Origin of the sequence: Aminobacter sp. BE322 (assembly GCF_050433525.1) — a bacterium.
GTDB lineage: Bacteria > Pseudomonadota > Alphaproteobacteria > Rhizobiales > Rhizobiaceae > Aminobacter.
This window is the reverse complement of record NZ_JBNPXB010000024.1, coordinates 25,743-41,965: the sequence shown is the minus strand read 5'-3', so window position 1 is coordinate 41,965 and position 16,223 is coordinate 25,743. Positions and strand designations below refer to the sequence as shown.

Annotated in this window: 14 protein-coding genes; 1 reads left to right on the top strand and 13 read right to left on the bottom strand. The window is 66.1% G+C overall.

Translation table 11 applies throughout. From position 1 onward, the window contains the following. Nucleotides 1–8: 8 nt before the first annotated feature. The 9 genes from pnp to rimP form a co-directional block, all read right to left on the bottom strand. Nucleotides 9–2,156 carry a polyribonucleotide nucleotidyltransferase gene (gene pnp, locus J2X50_RS22745; protein ID WP_429098251.1) on the bottom strand — a complete coding sequence of 716 codons (2,148 nt, stop codon included), beginning with the start codon at nucleotides 2,154–2,156 and terminating at the stop codon, nucleotides 9–11. Nucleotides 2,157–2,524: 368 nt separating this feature from the next. After that, nucleotides 2,525–2,899, bottom strand: a complete 375-nt coding sequence (rpsO, locus tag J2X50_RS22740; RefSeq protein WP_340037890.1) for a 30S ribosomal protein S15 — start codon at nucleotides 2,897–2,899, stop codon at nucleotides 2,525–2,527. A 55-nt stretch (nucleotides 2,900–2,954) separates the two neighbouring features. Further along, nucleotides 2,955–4,049: a magnesium/cobalt transporter CorA gene (gene corA / locus J2X50_RS22735; protein WP_429098250.1), complete on the bottom strand. Its 1,095-nt coding sequence runs from the start codon at nucleotides 4,047–4,049 to the stop codon at nucleotides 2,955–2,957. 61 nt (nucleotides 4,050–4,110) lie between these two features. Continuing rightward, nucleotides 4,111–5,058 (bottom strand): tRNA pseudouridine(55) synthase TruB, encoded by a 948-nt coding sequence (truB, locus tag J2X50_RS22730; protein ID WP_429098248.1) that lies wholly within the window; start codon nucleotides 5,056–5,058, stop codon nucleotides 4,111–4,113. Between the two features lies 1 nt (nucleotide 5,059). Beyond that, the gene (gene rbfA, locus J2X50_RS22725) at nucleotides 5,060–5,467 is read right to left on the bottom strand and encodes a 30S ribosome-binding factor RbfA (RefSeq protein WP_340037893.1); all 408 of its coding nucleotides are present in this window, start codon (nucleotides 5,465–5,467) and stop codon (nucleotides 5,060–5,062) included. A 114-nt stretch (nucleotides 5,468–5,581) separates the two neighbouring features. Then, on the bottom strand, nucleotides 5,582–8,218 hold the full coding sequence (gene infB, locus J2X50_RS22720) for a translation initiation factor IF-2 (RefSeq protein WP_429098246.1): 2,637 nt from the start codon (nucleotides 8,216–8,218) through the stop codon (nucleotides 5,582–5,584). After that, nucleotides 8,215–8,865 carry an RNA-binding protein gene (locus J2X50_RS22715; protein ID WP_429098244.1) on the bottom strand — a complete coding sequence of 217 codons (651 nt, stop codon included), beginning with the start codon at nucleotides 8,863–8,865 and terminating at the stop codon, nucleotides 8,215–8,217. Before J2X50_RS22715 ends, infB begins: the two co-directional genes overlap by 4 nt. A 32-nt stretch (nucleotides 8,866–8,897) precedes the next feature. Next, nucleotides 8,898–10,484: a transcription termination factor NusA gene (gene nusA, locus J2X50_RS22710; protein ID WP_429098242.1), complete on the bottom strand. Its 1,587-nt coding sequence runs from the start codon at nucleotides 10,482–10,484 to the stop codon at nucleotides 8,898–8,900. A gap of 51 nt (nucleotides 10,485–10,535) precedes the next feature. After that, complete coding sequence (rimP, locus tag J2X50_RS22705; RefSeq protein ID WP_429098240.1) at nucleotides 10,536–11,168, bottom strand: ribosome maturation factor RimP; 633 nt, start codon at nucleotides 11,166–11,168, stop codon at nucleotides 10,536–10,538. Between the two features lie 272 nt (nucleotides 11,169–11,440). Here rimP and J2X50_RS22700 point away from each other — a divergent pair, with 272 nt between their 5' ends. After that, complete coding sequence (locus J2X50_RS22700) at nucleotides 11,441–11,605, top strand: hypothetical protein (RefSeq protein WP_429098239.1); 165 nt, start codon at nucleotides 11,441–11,443, stop codon at nucleotides 11,603–11,605. A gap of 240 nt (nucleotides 11,606–11,845) precedes the next feature. Here J2X50_RS22700 and J2X50_RS22695 read toward each other — a convergent pair whose 3' ends face one another. The 4 genes from J2X50_RS22695 to J2X50_RS22680 all read right to left on the bottom strand — a co-directional run bounded on the left by J2X50_RS22695 (nucleotide 11,846) and on the right by J2X50_RS22680 (nucleotide 16,219). Next, nucleotides 11,846–13,402 carry a tripartite tricarboxylate transporter permease gene (locus J2X50_RS22695; RefSeq protein WP_347966480.1) on the bottom strand — a complete coding sequence of 519 codons (1,557 nt, stop codon included), beginning with the start codon at nucleotides 13,400–13,402 and terminating at the stop codon, nucleotides 11,846–11,848. 24 nt (nucleotides 13,403–13,426) lie between these two features. Next, entirely contained in the window at nucleotides 13,427–13,912 is a 486-nt protein-coding gene (locus J2X50_RS22690; protein ID WP_347966479.1) for a tripartite tricarboxylate transporter TctB family protein, read from the bottom strand. After that, entirely contained in the window at nucleotides 13,909–14,853 is a 945-nt protein-coding gene (locus J2X50_RS22685; protein ID WP_429098236.1) for a Bug family tripartite tricarboxylate transporter substrate binding protein, read from the bottom strand. Before J2X50_RS22685 ends, J2X50_RS22690 begins: the two co-directional genes overlap by 4 nt. A 301-nt stretch (nucleotides 14,854–15,154) precedes the next feature. Then, nucleotides 15,155–16,219 carry an ABC transporter substrate-binding protein gene (locus J2X50_RS22680; RefSeq protein WP_429098279.1) on the bottom strand — a complete coding sequence of 355 codons (1,065 nt, stop codon included), beginning with the start codon at nucleotides 16,217–16,219 and terminating at the stop codon, nucleotides 15,155–15,157. Nucleotides 16,220–16,223 lie beyond the last annotated feature (4 nt).

The following is a 16,223-nucleotide window of genomic DNA, read 5'->3' as shown; positions in this document are numbered from 1 at the left end:
CGAGGCAATCAGGCGGCGGTTTCTTCGCCTTCGGCCTTCTTTTCCTTGACGATTTCCTTGCCGGTGGCCTGGTCGACGACCTTCATGGACAGGCGGACCTTGCCGCGCTCGTCGAAGCCCATCAGCTTGACCCAGACCTTGTCGCCTTCCTTGACCACGTCGGAGGTCTTGGCAACGCGGTCGTTGGCCAGCTGCGAGATGTGGACCAGGCCGTCACGCGGGCCGAAGAAGTTGACGAAGGCGCCGAAGTCGGCGGTCTTGACGACCGTGCCCTCGTAGATCTCGCCGACTTCCGGCTCGGCCACGATGGTGTGGATCCACTTCTTGGCCGCCTCGATCTCCTTGGCGTTCGACGAAGCGATCTTGACCGTGCCGTCGTCCTCGATGTTGATCTTGGCGCCGGTCTTCTCGACGATCTCGCGGATGACCTTGCCGCCCGAGCCGATCACTTCGCGGATCTTGTCGGTCGGGATCTGCATGACCTCGATGCGCGGCGCGAACTCGCCCAGTTCCTTGCGGCCCTCGGAGATGGCATGGGCCATCTCGCCGAGGATGTGGATGCGGCCGTCCTTGGCCTGGTCGAGGGCGATCTTCATGATCTCCTCGGTGATGCCGCTGATCTTGATGTCCATCTGCAGCGAGGTGATGCCGCCGGCGGTGCCGGCCACCTTGAAGTCCATGTCGCCGAGGTGATCCTCGTCGCCCAGGATGTCGGAGAGGACCGCGAAGCGCTCGCCTTCCTTGATCAGGCCCATGGCGATGCCGGCAACCGGCTTCTGCAGCGGAACGCCCGCGTCCATCAGGGCCAGCGAGGTGCCGCAGACGGTGGCCATCGACGACGAGCCGTTCGACTCGGTGATCTCCGAGACGACGCGCAGCGTGTAGGGGAACTGCTCGGCGGCCGGCAGCATCGGGCGGACGGCGCGCCAGGCGAGCTTGCCGTGGCCGATTTCGCGGCGGCCGGGCGAACCCATGCGGCCGGTCTCGCCGACCGAGTACGGCGGGAAGTTGTAGTGCAGGAGGAACTTCTCCTTGTACATGCCGGTGAGCGCGTCGACGTACTGTTCGTCCTCGCCGGTGCCCAGCGTGGCGACGACCAGCGCCTGGGTCTCGCCGCGGGTGAACAGCGCCGAACCGTGGGTGCGCGGCAGGACGCCGACTTCGGAAACGATCGTGCGGACCGTCTTGAGGTCGCGGCCGTCGATGCGCGAGCCGGTGTCGAGGATGTTCCAGCGCACGATCTTGGCCTGGAGTTCCTTGAACACGGTGGCGACCTGCTCGGCCGACCACTTCGGAGCCTCTTCGCCCTCGGCGGTGAAGGCAGCCTTCACCTTGGCCTTGGCGGCGTCGACGGCGGCGTAGCGGGCCTGCTTGTCGATGATCTTGTAGGCGGCGCGGAGATCGGCCTCGGCGATGGCCAGCATCTCGGTCTCGAGCTCGGAATAGCTCGGCGCGGTGAAGTCGCGCGGGTCCTTGGCGGCCACTTCGGCGAGCTTGATGATGGCGTCGATGACCGGCTGGAAGCCGCTGTGGCCGAACATGACGGCGCCGAGCATGACGTCTTCCGGCAGTTCCTGGGCTTCCGACTCGACCATCAGAACGGCTTCGCCGGTACCGGCGACGACCAGATCGAGCTTCGATTCCTGCATCTCGTCGATGTGCGGGTTGAGCACGAATTCGCCGTTGATGTAGCCGACGCGGGCGCCGCCGATCGGGCCCATGAAGGGCACGCCCGAAAGCGTCAGCGCGGCCGAGGTGGCGACGATCGACAGGATGTCCGGATCGTTCTCGAGGTCGTGCTGGACGACGGTGACGACGATCTGGGTGTCGTTCTTGTAGCCATCGGCGAAGAGCGGGCGGATCGGACGGTCGATCAGGCGGGAGACCAGAGTCTCCTTCTCGCTCGGACGGCCTTCACGCTTGAAGTAGCCGCCCGGGATCTTGCCGGCGGCGTAGGTCTTTTCCTGGTAGTTGACGGTCAGCGGGAAAAAATCGAAGCCCGGCTTCGGCTCCTTGGCCGAGACGACCGTGGCGAGCACGATGGTCTCGCCATAGGTGGCGAGAACCGCGGCGTCGGCCTGACGCGCGATCTTGCCGGTCTCGAGGATGAGCGGACGGCCGCCCCATTCGATTTCGACTTTGTGTTGGTTGAACATGTCCTGTCCTTCGTAGCGGGAACGGCGGAAGCCACCATGCGGCGCGCCCGATCCCTGTTTGGCGCCAGCCCGGAAACCGCATGGCTTCGACTGAGGGCTGCGCGCCTGGCTTCGGTTTGGCCAGCCACGGGCAAGACAACAAGAGGCTCGGCGAAGATGCTGGCCGCGCAGAAGCGGCCGACCGAACGTCCTGCAATCCTGCCCCATGACCGTCCATGGGCGGTTCGGGCGCGTCAGCTTGGCGCTCCGGAACCCGTTTTCGGTGCGACCCTGCCCCTGTGGCGGGATCGGACCGATGGACCGCCGGATCGGCAGCCCGAATGCACGACCGGCGGGTTCCCTTCGCGGAGAACCCGCCGGTCAATTCATCAGCGGCGGAGACCGAGCTTGTCGATCAGCGTCTGATAACGGGCGTCGTCCTTGCGCTTGAGGTAGTCAAGCAGGCTGCGACGCTGGGAGACGAGCGCCAGAAGACCACGACGGGAGTGGTTGTCCTTCTTGTGGTCCTTGAAGTGCTCGGTCAGGTTCTTGATGCGCTCGGAGAGGATGGCAACCTGGACTTCCGGCGAACCGGTGTCGCCCTTGACGGTCGCGAATTCTGCCATCAGTTCCGACTTGCGCTCGGCAGTGATCGACATCGTGTTTTTCCTTTCGATCTTGAGGAAACGGGTCGCCCACGGCCGGGATGTCGTCCAGCTGGGGCCGGTGAACAAGGCACCCGAAAGCGCAATGTTGCGGCGCATATAGTGGAATTCGGCGGCAAAAGCCAGCTATTTTGCGAGCCGGCTTGCGAGGCCGTCAAATCCACTTGCGTAGGCGGAATATCACCAAGAGCACGATCGCCACCAACGCCATGAAGCCGAGGGCGGCCGGATAGCCGTAGTAGGACAGCAGCTCCGGCATGTTCCAGGGCGAGGATGCCGGGTCGAAGTTCATCCCCCAGATGCCGGCGAGGAAGGTCAGCGGGATGAAGATCGCCGATACGATGGTCAGCACGCCGATGATCTCGTTGGTGCGCGCCTGCGCCAGCGACAGGTGCATCTCGATGAGGCCTATCATGGTCTCGCGCTGGGATTCGACCGTTTCGGTCAACCGGATCGAATGGTCGAGCGTGTCGTTGAAATAGACCTTGGTCTCCGGCGAGATGAAGGCGGCGTCCGAGCGGATCAGGGCGGTCAGCGCGTCGCGCAGCGGCCAGATCGTGCGCTTGAGCAGGCTTGTCGCCCGGCGCAGGCCGTGCAGCTGGCTGATGTGGTGCTTCTGCGGTGCGGCCAGCAATTCGTCCTCGATGGCGTCGAGCTTGTCGCTGGTGGCGTCGACGATCGGGAAGTAGCTGTCGACGACCGCGTCGATCAGCGCGTAGGCGAGGTAGTCGGCCTTGCTGTTGCGCAGCCGGCTCGGGTTGGACGTGCGGATGCGCTGGCGTACGGGCCCGAACGGGTCGCCCTCGCGCTCCTGGAAGGTGACGACGAAGTTTTCGCCGAAGAAGAAGGAGATCTGCTCGTAGCGACCAGTCTTCACGTCATCGATCATGCTGAGGATGAAGAAGGCGTAGTCGTCGAAGAAGTCGGCCTTGGGCCGCTGGCCGGCGTTGACCACGTCCTCCAGCGCCAGCGTGTGCAGGCCGAAGATCCGGCCGATCTCCTCGATGAGCCCGATATTGGCGAGGCCGACGCAATCGAGCCAGATCAGCGGCCACTGCTCGCACGCGGCCTCGACATCGCCGAGGCTGGCGTTGTCGATGAATTCGCAGGCGGCGGGGGAAATGAGCGTGAGATTGAGGGCCGACTGGCGCGCCGAAGGATCGGCAATCAGCGTGCCCGGCGAGGCACCGACCGGTACCCGCCTTGCATGTCGAGGTTCGCGCTTCAGGGTCGTATCTGCGTCGGTCATCGCGCTTCGCTCACGGAATCATCGCCGTGATCCAAGCGGAAACCGCGGCCGCAAACAAGCATCAGGCGGTGAACACGCGCTTCGGCTTGAACATGCCCTGCTCGATGGCGCCGATGGCGACCAGCCGGCCGCGCGCGGTGGCACAGGCTTCCTCGGCCTCGACCGGCGCGTCGCGGCCGCGCACGATGACCGGATTGCCGAGCCTGATCTTGTTGGCGGCCTCGTCGGTGACGGCGACCTGCGGCAGGCAGTCGAGCGCGGCCGAGGTGTCGACCACGAACTCGTCGATCGCCTGGAAGTCCCAGCGGCCCTCCTCGCCCTCCGGCTGGCCGGCGGCGCGCGCCGCTTCCAGCTCGGCAATGGTGACGAAATCGTCGGCGGTGAAGGGTTCGACCTCGGTGCGGCGCAGCTCCGCGATGTGGCCATAGCAGCCGAGGTCGCGGCCCATGTCGCGGGCCAGCGAGCGCACGTAGGTGCCCTTGCCGCATTCGACCTCGAAGACGGTGCGGTCGGCGCTGTTCTCGACGATGTCGAGGCGGCCGATCTCGATCTCGCGCGCCGGGATGTCGACGGTCTCGCCCTCGCGGGCGAGGTCGTAGGCGCGCTCGCCGGCGATCTTGATCGCCGAGAACTGCGGCGGCGTCTGCATGATGACGCCGGTATATTTCGGCAGCAGCGCGCGGATCTCGGCCTCGCCCGGACGCTTGTCCGAGCTCCTGGTCACCGGACCTTCGAGGTCGTCGGTCGACCGCTCCTCGCCCCATGCGACGGTGAAGCGATAGATCTTGGCACCGTCCATGACGTAGGGAACGGTCTTGGTGGCCTCGCCGAGCGCGATCGGCAGCATGCCCGAGGCGAGCGGGTCGAGGGTTCCGGCGTGGCCGGCCTTCTCGGCGTTGAACAGCCACTTCACCTTGGACACGGCCTCGGTCGAGCCCATGCCCACCGGTTTGTCCAGCACCAGCCAGCCGGAGACGGGCCGGCCTTTCTTCTTGCCGCGACGCGACATGTCAGTCTTCCTTGTCTTCCTCGCCGTCCAGGTCGCGCGCCACTTCGGGCGAGCGCAGCAGATCGTTGATCTTGGCGAAATTGTCGTAACTGGTGTCCAGCCGGAAACGGAATTCCGGCATGTATTTCATCTGCCTGAGGGCAAATGAAACGCGGCCACGGATGAATTTGGCATGCTTGTTGAGCGCCTCGATGACAGCCGCCGGCTCCTTGGCGCCGAGCGGCGACACGAAGGCGGTGGCGATCTTGAGGTCGGGCGACATGCGCACCTCGGAGATCGAAATCACCGTCGTCTCGATCAGCGGATCGAGGATTTCGCCGCGCTGCAGCATTTCGGACAGCGCATGGCGCACCTGCTCGCCGACGCGAAGCTGGCGCTGGGAGGGGCCTGAATTCGTAAAACGGGACATGGTCCTGAATATCCATATGTCGCAGGGAGCGGACTGGGACCGCGTTCACTGCTGCACGAAAACGGACGGCGGCCGAACGGCCACCGTCCAAACGGTTAGACTAATTCCAGAGGCTCAGAGCCTCCGGGTCACCATCTCGACGCGGAAGCACTCGATGATATCGCCCTGGCGGATGTCTTCGTAGTTCTGGAAGGCCATGCCGCACTCCTGGCCGACCGGCACTTCGGAGACTTCGTCCTTGAAGCGCTTGAGCGTCTTGAGCGTGCCTTCGTGGATGACCACGTTGTCGCGGATGAGGCGGACGCCCGCACCGCGTTCGACCTTGCCTTCGGTGACGCGGCAACCAGCGACCTTACCGACCTTGGTGATGTGGAACACCTCGAGGATCTCGGCATTGCCGATGAAGGTCTCGCGGCGCTCCGGCGACAGCAGGCCGGACATCGCATCCTTGATGTCATCCACGAGGCTGTAGATGATGTTGTAGTAGCGGATCTCGACGCCTGCCTGCTCGGCGGCGTGGCGCGCCTGCGCATTGGCGCGGACGTTGAAGCCGATGATCGCGGCACCCGACGTCTCGGCGAGCGTGACGTCGCTTTCGGTGACGGCGCCTGCACCGGCATGGACGATGCGGGCACGGACCTCGTCGGTGCCGAGCTTGTCGAGCGCGGTGACGATCGCTTCGACCGAACCCTGCACGTCGCCCTTGATGATGAGCGGGAACTCCTTGAGGCCCGAGGACTGCAGCTGCGACATCATCTGCTCGAGCGAGCCGCGCTGGGTGGCGTGCCTGGCGACGGCCTTGTCGCGCGCCAGACGCTGGCGGTACTCGGTGATCTCGCGGGCGCGGGCCTCGTTGTTGACCACCGCGAAGCGGTCGCCGGCCTGAGGCGTGCCCTGCAGGCCGAGGATCTCGACCGGCATGGACGGCGGGGCTTCTTCGACATGCGTGCCGCGGTCATCGACCAGGGCGCGGACGCGGCCCCACTGGTTGCCGGCGACGAGGATGTCGCCCGGCAGCAGCGTACCGGTCTGGACGAGCACGGTGGCAACCGGACCGCGACCCTTGTCGAGCTTGGCCTCGATGACCACGCCCTCGGCCGTGCGGTCGGGGTTGGACTTGAGGTCGAGAACTTCGGCCTGCAGCAGGATGGCCTCGAGCAGCTTGTCGAGACCCTTGCCGGTCTTGGCCGAAACCTCGACGTCGAGCGTCTCGCCGCCCATCGATTCCACGAAAACCTCGTGGCGCAGCAGGTCGGTGCGGACCTTCTGGGCATCGGCCGACGGCTTGTCCATCTTGTTGATGGCCACGATGATCGGCACGCCGGCAGCCTTTGCATGGCTGATCGACTCGATGGTCTGCGGCATGACGGCGTCGTCGGCCGCGACCACCAGGATGGCGATGTCGGTCGACTGGGCGCCACGGGCGCGCATCGCGGTGAAAGCGGCGTGGCCAGGCGTGTCGATGAAGGTGATCTTCTGACCGTTCTTCTCGACCTGATAGGCGCCGATGTGCTGGGTGATGCCGCCGGCTTCGCCGGACACGACATTGGCGTTGCGGATGGCGTCGAGCAGCGAGGTCTTGCCGTGGTCGACGTGGCCCATGATGGTGACCACGGGCGGACGCGACACCAGGTCCTCGGTGCGGTCGGCGATGTCGAACAGGCCTTCCTCGATGTCGGACTCGGCGACGCGGCGGACCGTGTGGCCGAATTCGCCGGCCACCAGCTCGGCCGTGTCGGCGTCGATGACGTCGCCCGGCTTCATCATCTGGCCCTGCTTCATGAAGAACTTCACGACATCCACGGCGCGCTCGGACATACGCTGAGCCAGTTCCTGGATGGTGATGGTCTCGGGCAGGACGACCTCGCGCACGATCTTCTCGCGCGGCTCCTGATGCATCGCCCGCTTGAACTTCTCCTGGCGGCGGCGCATCGCGGCCAGCGAACGCGCGCGCGCATCGCCGTCTTCGGACGACAGCGCGGTGTTGAGCGTCAGCTTGCCGCGACGGCGGTCGTCGTCGGTCTTGGTCTTGGCCGGACGGGCAACCTCGGGGGTCGCGATGCGACGGACCGGGCTGGCAGCGCCGGCACCGGCACCTGCCCCTGCCCCTGCCCCACCGCCGTTGCCGCCGGTGCGGCCGCGTGGACGGGCGACTTCTTCCTCTTCGTCGGCGACCTTGGCCTGGACGGCCGCTGGCGCACGACGGCGAGCCTCCTCCTCGGCGCGACGGCGGGATTCGGCTTCCGTCTTCAGACGAGCCTCTTCCTCGGCCTGGCGACGGGCCGACTCATCGCGTTCCTTGCGGCGACGCTCGTCTTCCTCGGCGCGGCGGCGCGCGTCTTCCGCGGCGCGGGCGCGTTCTTCCTGTTCGCGGACGACCGAACCTTCAAGCGCGCGACGACGAGCTTCCATCTCGCCACGCGACAGCTCGTTCAACACCATCCCGGAGCGTTCCGGCTGCGGGCGCGGCGTCTCGCGCACCAGCGGTGTGACGTTGACGGGCGCAGACGGCTGGGGCTTCGGCGCGACGGTCGCCGGCGCGGGCGCCGGCGACGGCGTCGGTGCTGGCTCGTGCCTGTCGCCAGGCATGGAGAATTTGCGCTTCTTGGTCTCGACGACGACCGCCTTGGTGCGGCCGTGCGAGAAATTCTGGCGCACGGTTCCCTGCTCCGCGCCCGGGCGCTTCAGCGTCAAGGTCTTCTTCGGAGTGACGCTCAACGTCTTGTCATCGCCCGATTTGGTGTCGCTCATTCCATATCCTCTGCGGCATCATCTTCGTCGGCAATCGCCGCAATCATTGCCAGATCATCCGGGGATCCGCCCCGATACCGGTCAAGCGCAACCATGCGCTTTGCGACCGTCTTGCCCGCGTCTCCCGCGAGAACGGCAGCATGTATCACATTTGTTGCCCCCAATGCCAAACCCAATTCCGCTTCGGAAAAAAGTTTGTAGGCGGGCGTGGCAGGGCCGCCGAGATGGACTGTCGCCTTGCGGGCCTGGGTGATCTTGCGGACGCCATCCTCGGCGCCCTCGTAGGCGTGGAGCACCAGAAGCGCCTTTCCGGCGCGTACGGCAGTGTCGACCTTGGCGGCGCCGAGCGCAACGAGCCCGGCCTTGCGGGCGAGCCCCAGCGCGCCGAGCGCCGATTTTGCTAGCAGCGCGTCCACCATGGCGCCCAGGTCGGCCGGAACGACGACCGGCTTCTTGAAGGCGCGGGCGAACATGCCCTTGGCCGCCGCCTTGTCGACATGTAGGCGGTCGGCCGTCACCCAGCAACCGCGGCCGGGCAACTTTCTCTTCAGATCGGGAAAAACAGTCGAATCGGGACCGACGACGAAACGGATCAGATCATCCGTTTCGCCGCTCTGGCGCGTAACGATGCAGGTGCGATCGTTCATCTCGTCCAAAGCTATCCCCGGCCCGACCCACGTCACTCACCGGCGACGTCGGTGGCTTCCTCAGCCACTTCGTCTTCGGAAATCCAGCCAGCCATGCGGCGGGCGGCGACGACCATCTGCTCGGCGTCCGCACGCGACACGCCATAGTCGGCCAGAACGCCCGGATAGAACTTGGTCTCGCCGTCCTTGCGTTCCTTCCAGCCGACGAGGTCGTCGGCGGCGTAGCCGGCGAAGTCCTCGATGGTCTTGACGCCGTCCTCGCCGAGCGCCACCAGCATCGCGGTGGTGATGCCGGGAATCTGGCGCAGCTCGTCCTCGACGCCGAGCTTCTTGCGCTTCTCGTCGTGCTCGGCCTCGATCTTCTCGAGATATTCGCGGGCGCGCTGCTGGATTTCGCTGGCGGTGTCCTCGTCGAAGCCGTCGATCGAGGAGATCTCGTCGGAATCGACGTAGGCCACTTCCTCGACCGAGGTGAAGCCTTCCGAGGCGAGCACCTGGCCGACCATCTCGTCGACGTCGAGGGCTTCCATGAACAGCGTCGAACGCTCGACGAATTCCTTCTGGCGGCGCTCGGACTCTTCCTGCTCGGTCAGGATGTCGATGTCCCAGCCGGTCAGCTGCGAAGCGAGGCGCACGTTCTGGCCGCGGCGGCCGATGGCGAGCGACAGCTGGTCGTCAGGCACCACGACCTCGATGCGCTCGGCGTCCTCGTCGAGAACCACCTTGGCGACCTCGGCCGGCTGCAGGGCGTTGACGATGAAGGAAGCTGCCGAAGGCGACCACGGGATGATGTCGATCTTTTCGCCCTGGAGTTCGCCGACGACGGCCTGGACGCGCGAACCGCGCATACCGACGCAGGCGCCGACCGGATCGATCGAGCTGTCGCGCGAGATGACGGCGATCTTGGCGCGCGAACCCGGGTCGCGGGCCACCGACTTGATCTCGATGATGCCGTCGTAGATTTCCGGCACTTCCATGGTGAACAGCTTCGCCATGAACTGCGGATGGGTACGCGACAGGAAGATCTGCGGGCCGCGCTGCTCGCGGCGCACGTCGTAGACATAGGCGCGGACGCGGTCGCCGTATTTGTAGTTCTCGCGGGGGATCAGCTCGTCGCGGCGGATGATCGCCTCGCCGCGGCCGAGGTCGACGATGACGTTGCCGTATTCGACACGCTTGACCGTGCCGTTGACGATCTCGCCGATGCGGTCCTTGTACTCGTCGTACTGGCGGTCACGCTCGGCCTCGCGCACCTTCTGGACGATGACCTGCTTGGCCGACTGGGCGGCGATGCGGCCGAAATCCATCGGCGGCAGCTGCTCCGCGATGAAGTCGCCGAGCTGCGCGTCGGGATTGCGTTCGCGCGCCGAGGTCAGCGCGATCTGGGTCGCGTAATCCTCGACCTTCTCGACCACTTCCATCAGGCGCTGCAGCTTCATCTCGCCCGTGTTCGGGTTGATGTCGGCGCGGATGTTGGTTTCCTGGCCATAGCGCGAGCGTGCCGCCTTCTGGATCGCGTCGGCCATGGCGGCGATGACGATCGACTTGTCGATCGACTTCTCGCGGGCGACCGCATCGGCGATCTGCAGCAGTTCGAGCCTGTTGGCGCTTACAACCATTGTCTTTCTCCCCGAGCTTCAGGCCGGACCCGGTCCGGCTGCACGGCTCTGTCAGTCTTCCGTTTCGGTTTCTTCGTCTTCACCGGCCTCGTCGGCCTCGCCGTGACGCTTCTTTGCTTCCTTGCGGGCCCTGTTGTCCTTGCTCAGGGCATCGCGGATCAGGTCGTCGGTCAGGATCAGCCGCGCTTCGGCGATCGCCTCGAAGGGCACGCGCACGGTCGGCTCCTCGCCATAGGCGGCCTGGTCGCGCTGGATCAGGACGCCCGCTTCGTCGGCCTCGGCGATCTTGCCGCGGAAGCGCTTGCGGTCGGTGACCAGGACCGAGGTCTCCATCTTCACGAGATGGCCGATCCAGTTGGCGAAATCCGACTTGCGCACCAGCGGCCTGTCGATGCCCGGCGACGACACTTCGAGATGATACGCCTTTTCGATCGGATCATCGACATCGAGGGCGGGCGAGACGGCGCGGCTCACCTCTTCGCAATCCTCGACCGTCATGGTCCCGTCTTCGCGCTCGGCCATGATCTGCAGCGTCAGGCCGTTCTGGCCCGACAGCCGCACGCGGACGAGGCGGAAGCCGATCGCCCGAAGGACGGGCTGAACGATCAGGGCGATGCGGGCGTCGATGCCGGTCTCGCGGATGATGCGGTCGTCGCCTGCCTGTTCGACTGCGTTTTCGGTCATTGGTTCTCCAAGCGGCCGGCAGGTAACAAAAAAGAGCGGGACCGGGTGGACCCACTCTTCGTCATACCGACCAAGAATTTGACGCTGATATAACCGAAGGCGCGTCGCCTTTCAAGTGCTGCGGTCCCGAGCGTCCACCGGCGCCTGTTTAGCCGACCATTGCAGCAAACGCATGGCAAGCATGCATCGCCACCCCTACCGCTTCCCTTTGCGTCACCTATATTTGTTGCGTTGCACAAGAAATGATGATGCAGCGCAAAAGGATGACGAAGATGAACGCTCGCAAGCCCCTTGGACGCATTGGCAACTTGGTCCGCACCCTCGGCAGCGCCGTCGCCGCGGCTGCCGCCGTCGAGCGCGGCCACCGTCCGGCCAACCAGGATCTGGTCATGCTGGGCATCGACCCCCGGCATTACGACCGCATCCGCCACTACTGATTTCTTGGCTTCAGGGTAGAGAGCGCCCACGGGATCGGGCTCGTCCTCACGGACGGGCTGCGGATCCGACGTGATGCAATCCCTGCACCGTTGCGGTGCGGCGTTGCAGGTGTCGCTCCGGAGCGGTGGTCCTGGCGGATTCACCGCTCTGTCGCCCTGGATATCCAGCCCGCAGGGCAAAGGAAAAGCCGAAGCCCGGTCACCCGGGCTTCGGCTTTTTTCGTTTCCGGACCTTGCTTCTCAGTCCTCGCTGGCGCCGAGCTGGGCGAGCACCTTGCCCTTGCCGCGCGCCCTGAGATAGAGCGGCAGAAGCACGGCGGTGGCCGCGAGCAGCAATAGCACGACGGCGATCGGCGAGCCGACGAGGATCGTCGGGTCGCCCTGGCTGATGGCGAGCGCGCGGCGCAGCTGCTGCTCGGCCATCGGTCCGAGGATCAGGCCCACCACGACGGGGGCGATCGGATAGTGGAAGCGGCGCAGGCCGTAGCCGAGCAGACCGAAGGCCAAAAGCATGCCGAGCTCGAACGACATCGGCCAGGTGAACAGGCCGGCGACGTTGAGCTGGTAGACGGCCGAGTTGGCGCCGATGGTGCCGAGCGTCGCAAACAGCAGGATGCCGGCGTAGAGCCACGGCGTCGGGATGGTCAGCAGGCGGACCCACAGGCCGATCAGCGGCAGGTTCAGCACCAGAAGCATCAGGTTGGCGACCAGCAGCGAGGCGATCAGGCCCCAGACGAGCTGCGGGTTGGTGGCAAACAGCAGCGGACCGGGCTGCAGGCCGAACTGCTGGAAGCCGGCGAGCATGATCGCGGCCGTCGCCGTGGTCGGCAGGCCGAGCGTCAGTAGCGGCACCAGCGTGCCGGCGGCCGACGCATTGTTGGCGGCTTCCGGACCGGCGACGCCCTCGATGGCGCCGTTGCCGAATTCTTCCGGCTTCTCGGCCAGCTGCTTTTCCATCGAGTAGGACAGGAACGTGCCGATCTCGGCGCCGCCCGCCGGCATTGCGCCGATGGGGAAGCCGACGGCGGTGCCGCGCAGCCAGGGCTTCCACGAGCGCCGCCAATCCTCGCGGGTCATCCACACCGAGCCCTTGATCGCCTGGATGGTGGAATCGCCGCCCTTGCTGGCCGCGACGCTGAGCGCCTCGCCGACCGCGAACAGCGCGACCGCCAGCGTCGTCACCTCGATGCCGTCGAGCAGGTCGGGGATACCGAAGGAAAGCCGCGCCTGGCCGGTCTGCAGGTCGATGCCGACCAGGCCGAGGGCAAGGCCGATGAACAGCGCAGTGAGGCCGCGCAGGCTCGAATCGCCGAAGGCGGCCGACACGGTCATGAAGGCCAGGATCATCAGCGCGAAATATTCGGCCGGGCCGAAGGACAGCGCCATCTTGACCACGGTGGGTGCGATGAAGGCGAGGCCTATGGTGGCGATGAGGCCGGCGACGAAGGAGCCGATGGCCGCCGTTGCCAGCGCGGGGCCGCCGCGTCCGGCGCGCGCCATCTTGTTGCCTTCGAGCGCCGTGACGATCGAAGCGCTTTCGCCCGGCGTGTTGAGCAGGATCGACGTGGTCGAGCCGCCATACATGCCGCCGTAATAGATGCCGGCGAACATGATCAGCGATCCGGCCGGATCGAGCTTGTAGGTGACCGGCAGCAGCAGGGCCACGGTCAGCGCCGGGCCGATGCCGGGCAGGACGCCGACGGCGGTGCCGAGGGTCACGCCGATGAGTGCGTAAAGCAGGTTGATGGGTTCAAGCGCCGTCAAAAGACCCTGCGCCAGCAGACCGAACGTATCCATATCTAGCCGCTCCTAAAATGCCGCTCAGAACAGGCGTTCGAGCGGGCCGGCTGGCAGCGAGAGCTGCAGTCCCTTGGCGAAAATGACCCAGACGACGAAGGCGAGGACGATGCCGAGGGGAATGGTCTTCCACAGCGGACCGCGCCCGAATGCCCGCGCGGTGGCGGCGAAGAGCAGGCCCGTGGCAATGGAGAAGCCGGCCACCTTGAGCAGCAGCATCTGCGCGGCGAGGCCGCCGACGATCCACAGGATCGGGCTGATCTCCTGATGCTCGCGCTCGGGAAAGTCGCCGCGGAACGCTTCGATCGCCGTCCAGATCGACAGGCCGAAGAATGCGACGGCGATCACGTAGGGGAAGGTCGCCGGGCCGACGCGGGCATAGGCGCCGCCGGCGCTGTGGCTGGCCGTGTTCCAGGCGATGACGACGGAAGCCGCCATCAGCAGGGCGGCGATGACAAGCGCCGCCCGGTCCGGGCGGCGCTTTTCTTGTTGCTGGGTGTCCCGGCTCATTTCACCAGGCCGATGTCTTTCAGGATCGCGGCGGTCGCCTCGGTGTCCTTCTTCAGCTGAGCTGAGAAGTCGTCACCGGCGAGGTAGGTGTTGGCCCAGCCCTTGTCGGCGAGAATCTTCTTCCACGAGGCCGAAGTGACCATCTTCTCGACGTCGGCGAGCACGGCTGCCTTCTGGTCGGCAGAGATGCCGGGAGCGGCGGCGACCATGCGCCAGTTCTGGATCGAGACGTCGACGCCGCCGTCCTTGAACGTCGGGGCATCGACGCCTTCGACCTTCTTGTCGGCCGAGATGCCGAGGATGCGCAGCTGGCCCGCCTTGATCTGCTCGGCGAATTCGCCGTAGCCGGAGATGCCGACGGTCACCTGGCCGCCGAGGATGGCGGCGAGCGCCTCGCCACCGCCGGAATAGGCGATGTAGTTGACCTTGGTCGGATCGACGCCGACGGCCTTGGCGACGAGGCCGGCCGTGATGTGGTCGGTGCCGCCGGCCGAACCGCCGCCCCAGGACACCGAGCCCGGATCGGCCTTCAGCTTGGCGACGAGGCCAGCCATGTCCTTGATGTCGGAGCTGGCGGGCACGACGATCGCTTCATATTCGCCGGTCAGGCGGGCGATCGGGGTGACCTGCTCGAGGGTGACCGGCGAGGCGTTGGTCAGGATCGCGCCGACCATGACGTAGCCGCCGACGATCAGCTGGTTGGGGTCGCCGTTGGCCTGGTTGACGAACTGGGCCAGGCCGATGGTGCCGCCAGCGCCCGGAACATTGGTGACCTGCACGCTGCCCGAGATCTTCTCGTCCTGAAGCGCGGTCTGCATCGAGCGCGCGGTCTGGTCCCAGCCGCCGCCCGGCGCCGCCGGAGCCATGATCTTGTATTCGGCCGCAGCGGCCGGCAGGGCGAGTGCGCCTGCGATGATTGATGCCAATACGAACTGCTTCACTGCCGTTCCTCCCTTGCTGCCCGCATGCGCGGGGCAAATGCCTTTTCAGTTTCGTGGCCCGCTCGCGAAGCGGCGACCCGGATCTGACGGCAGGAACTGGCGGGCTGGTTGGCCGGCCGTGATGCAGCGTTTCCGGCCCCTCTTTCGGCGCATTCGACGCCGCCGGGTACCTTTGCGGAAACCTGTTCGAAGTCCTCCCGAACTTTCCGAGCCTCGCCGCCTCCCAACGGACGGGCCAAAACTTCCCTAGCGCAGCAACCTGACATCAGACTGACACCGATGCAACAGCTTGGGTACATCGTCAGGGACTGCGCAGCGCCTCGTTCCAGCGCTGGATGACGCGCGAGCGCTTGACCTGGTCGAGATAGACCATCAGGCCGGGGCTGACCGGCACCGGCCGCAGCTGCCCGCCGAGAACCTGCTGCATGCGGTTGGCGGTGTTGTCGCCGGACACGTCGGGGTTGACGGCGGCGATGTGCAGCTGCCGCGCCATCACCGTCTGGCCCTCGGCCGACATGAAATATTCGAGATAGCGGCGGCCGAGATCGGGCGAGCTTGCCGCCTTGGGCACCAGGCCGATGCGCGACATCACCACAGTGTAATCCTTGGGCAGCACGATGCCGACATTGGGGTCGCGCGCCGCCCAGTCGGCGGCGTAGGAGCCGAGGATGTTGTAGCCGAGCACGAAACGGCCGTCGGCGATGCGCTCGAGGATGGCGCCGCTGGTCGAATAGAGCTTCACGCCGGCGGCGCCCATGCTGCGGATGACCGACCAGATGTCCGGATACTGCTCCTGGTCGCGGGCCATGAACATGAAGCCGACGCCCGAGCGCTCGATGTCGTAGGTGGCGATGCGGCCGTAGACCTTGTCGCCCTGGGCCTTGAGGAAATCGACGAACTGGCCGCGCGTCGCCGGCGGCGGCGCATCGGCGAAGCTCGGCTTGTGGTAGACGAACACCGCCGGCTCGAAAGTCAGCGCATAGGCGGTGTCGCGCCAGTTGGCCCAGCGCGGCCAGCGGCCCGAGAGCGGTAGCCGGCTCTCCTGGGCATAGCCGTCATTGGCGAGCTTGACCTGCAGGTCCATCGCCGACGAGAAGGCAATGTCGGCCGAGCCCTTGCCGGCGTCGGTCTCGGCGACCACGCGATCGTAGATCTCGGTGGTGAGCAGGTCCTCGTAGCGCACGGCGACGTCGGGGTTGGCCTTCTGGAAGCCGTCGATCATCGGCTTGGCGAGCGGCGCGTCGAGCGACGAATAGACCACCAGAGTGCGGGCGTCCGCCACGGCGTTGAGCGCCGGAAACACGGTGACCTCCGCGCGTGCGGGGGCTGCAAGGCTGATGAGAGCGAAGAGAAGGGCCAGGCGCATGACG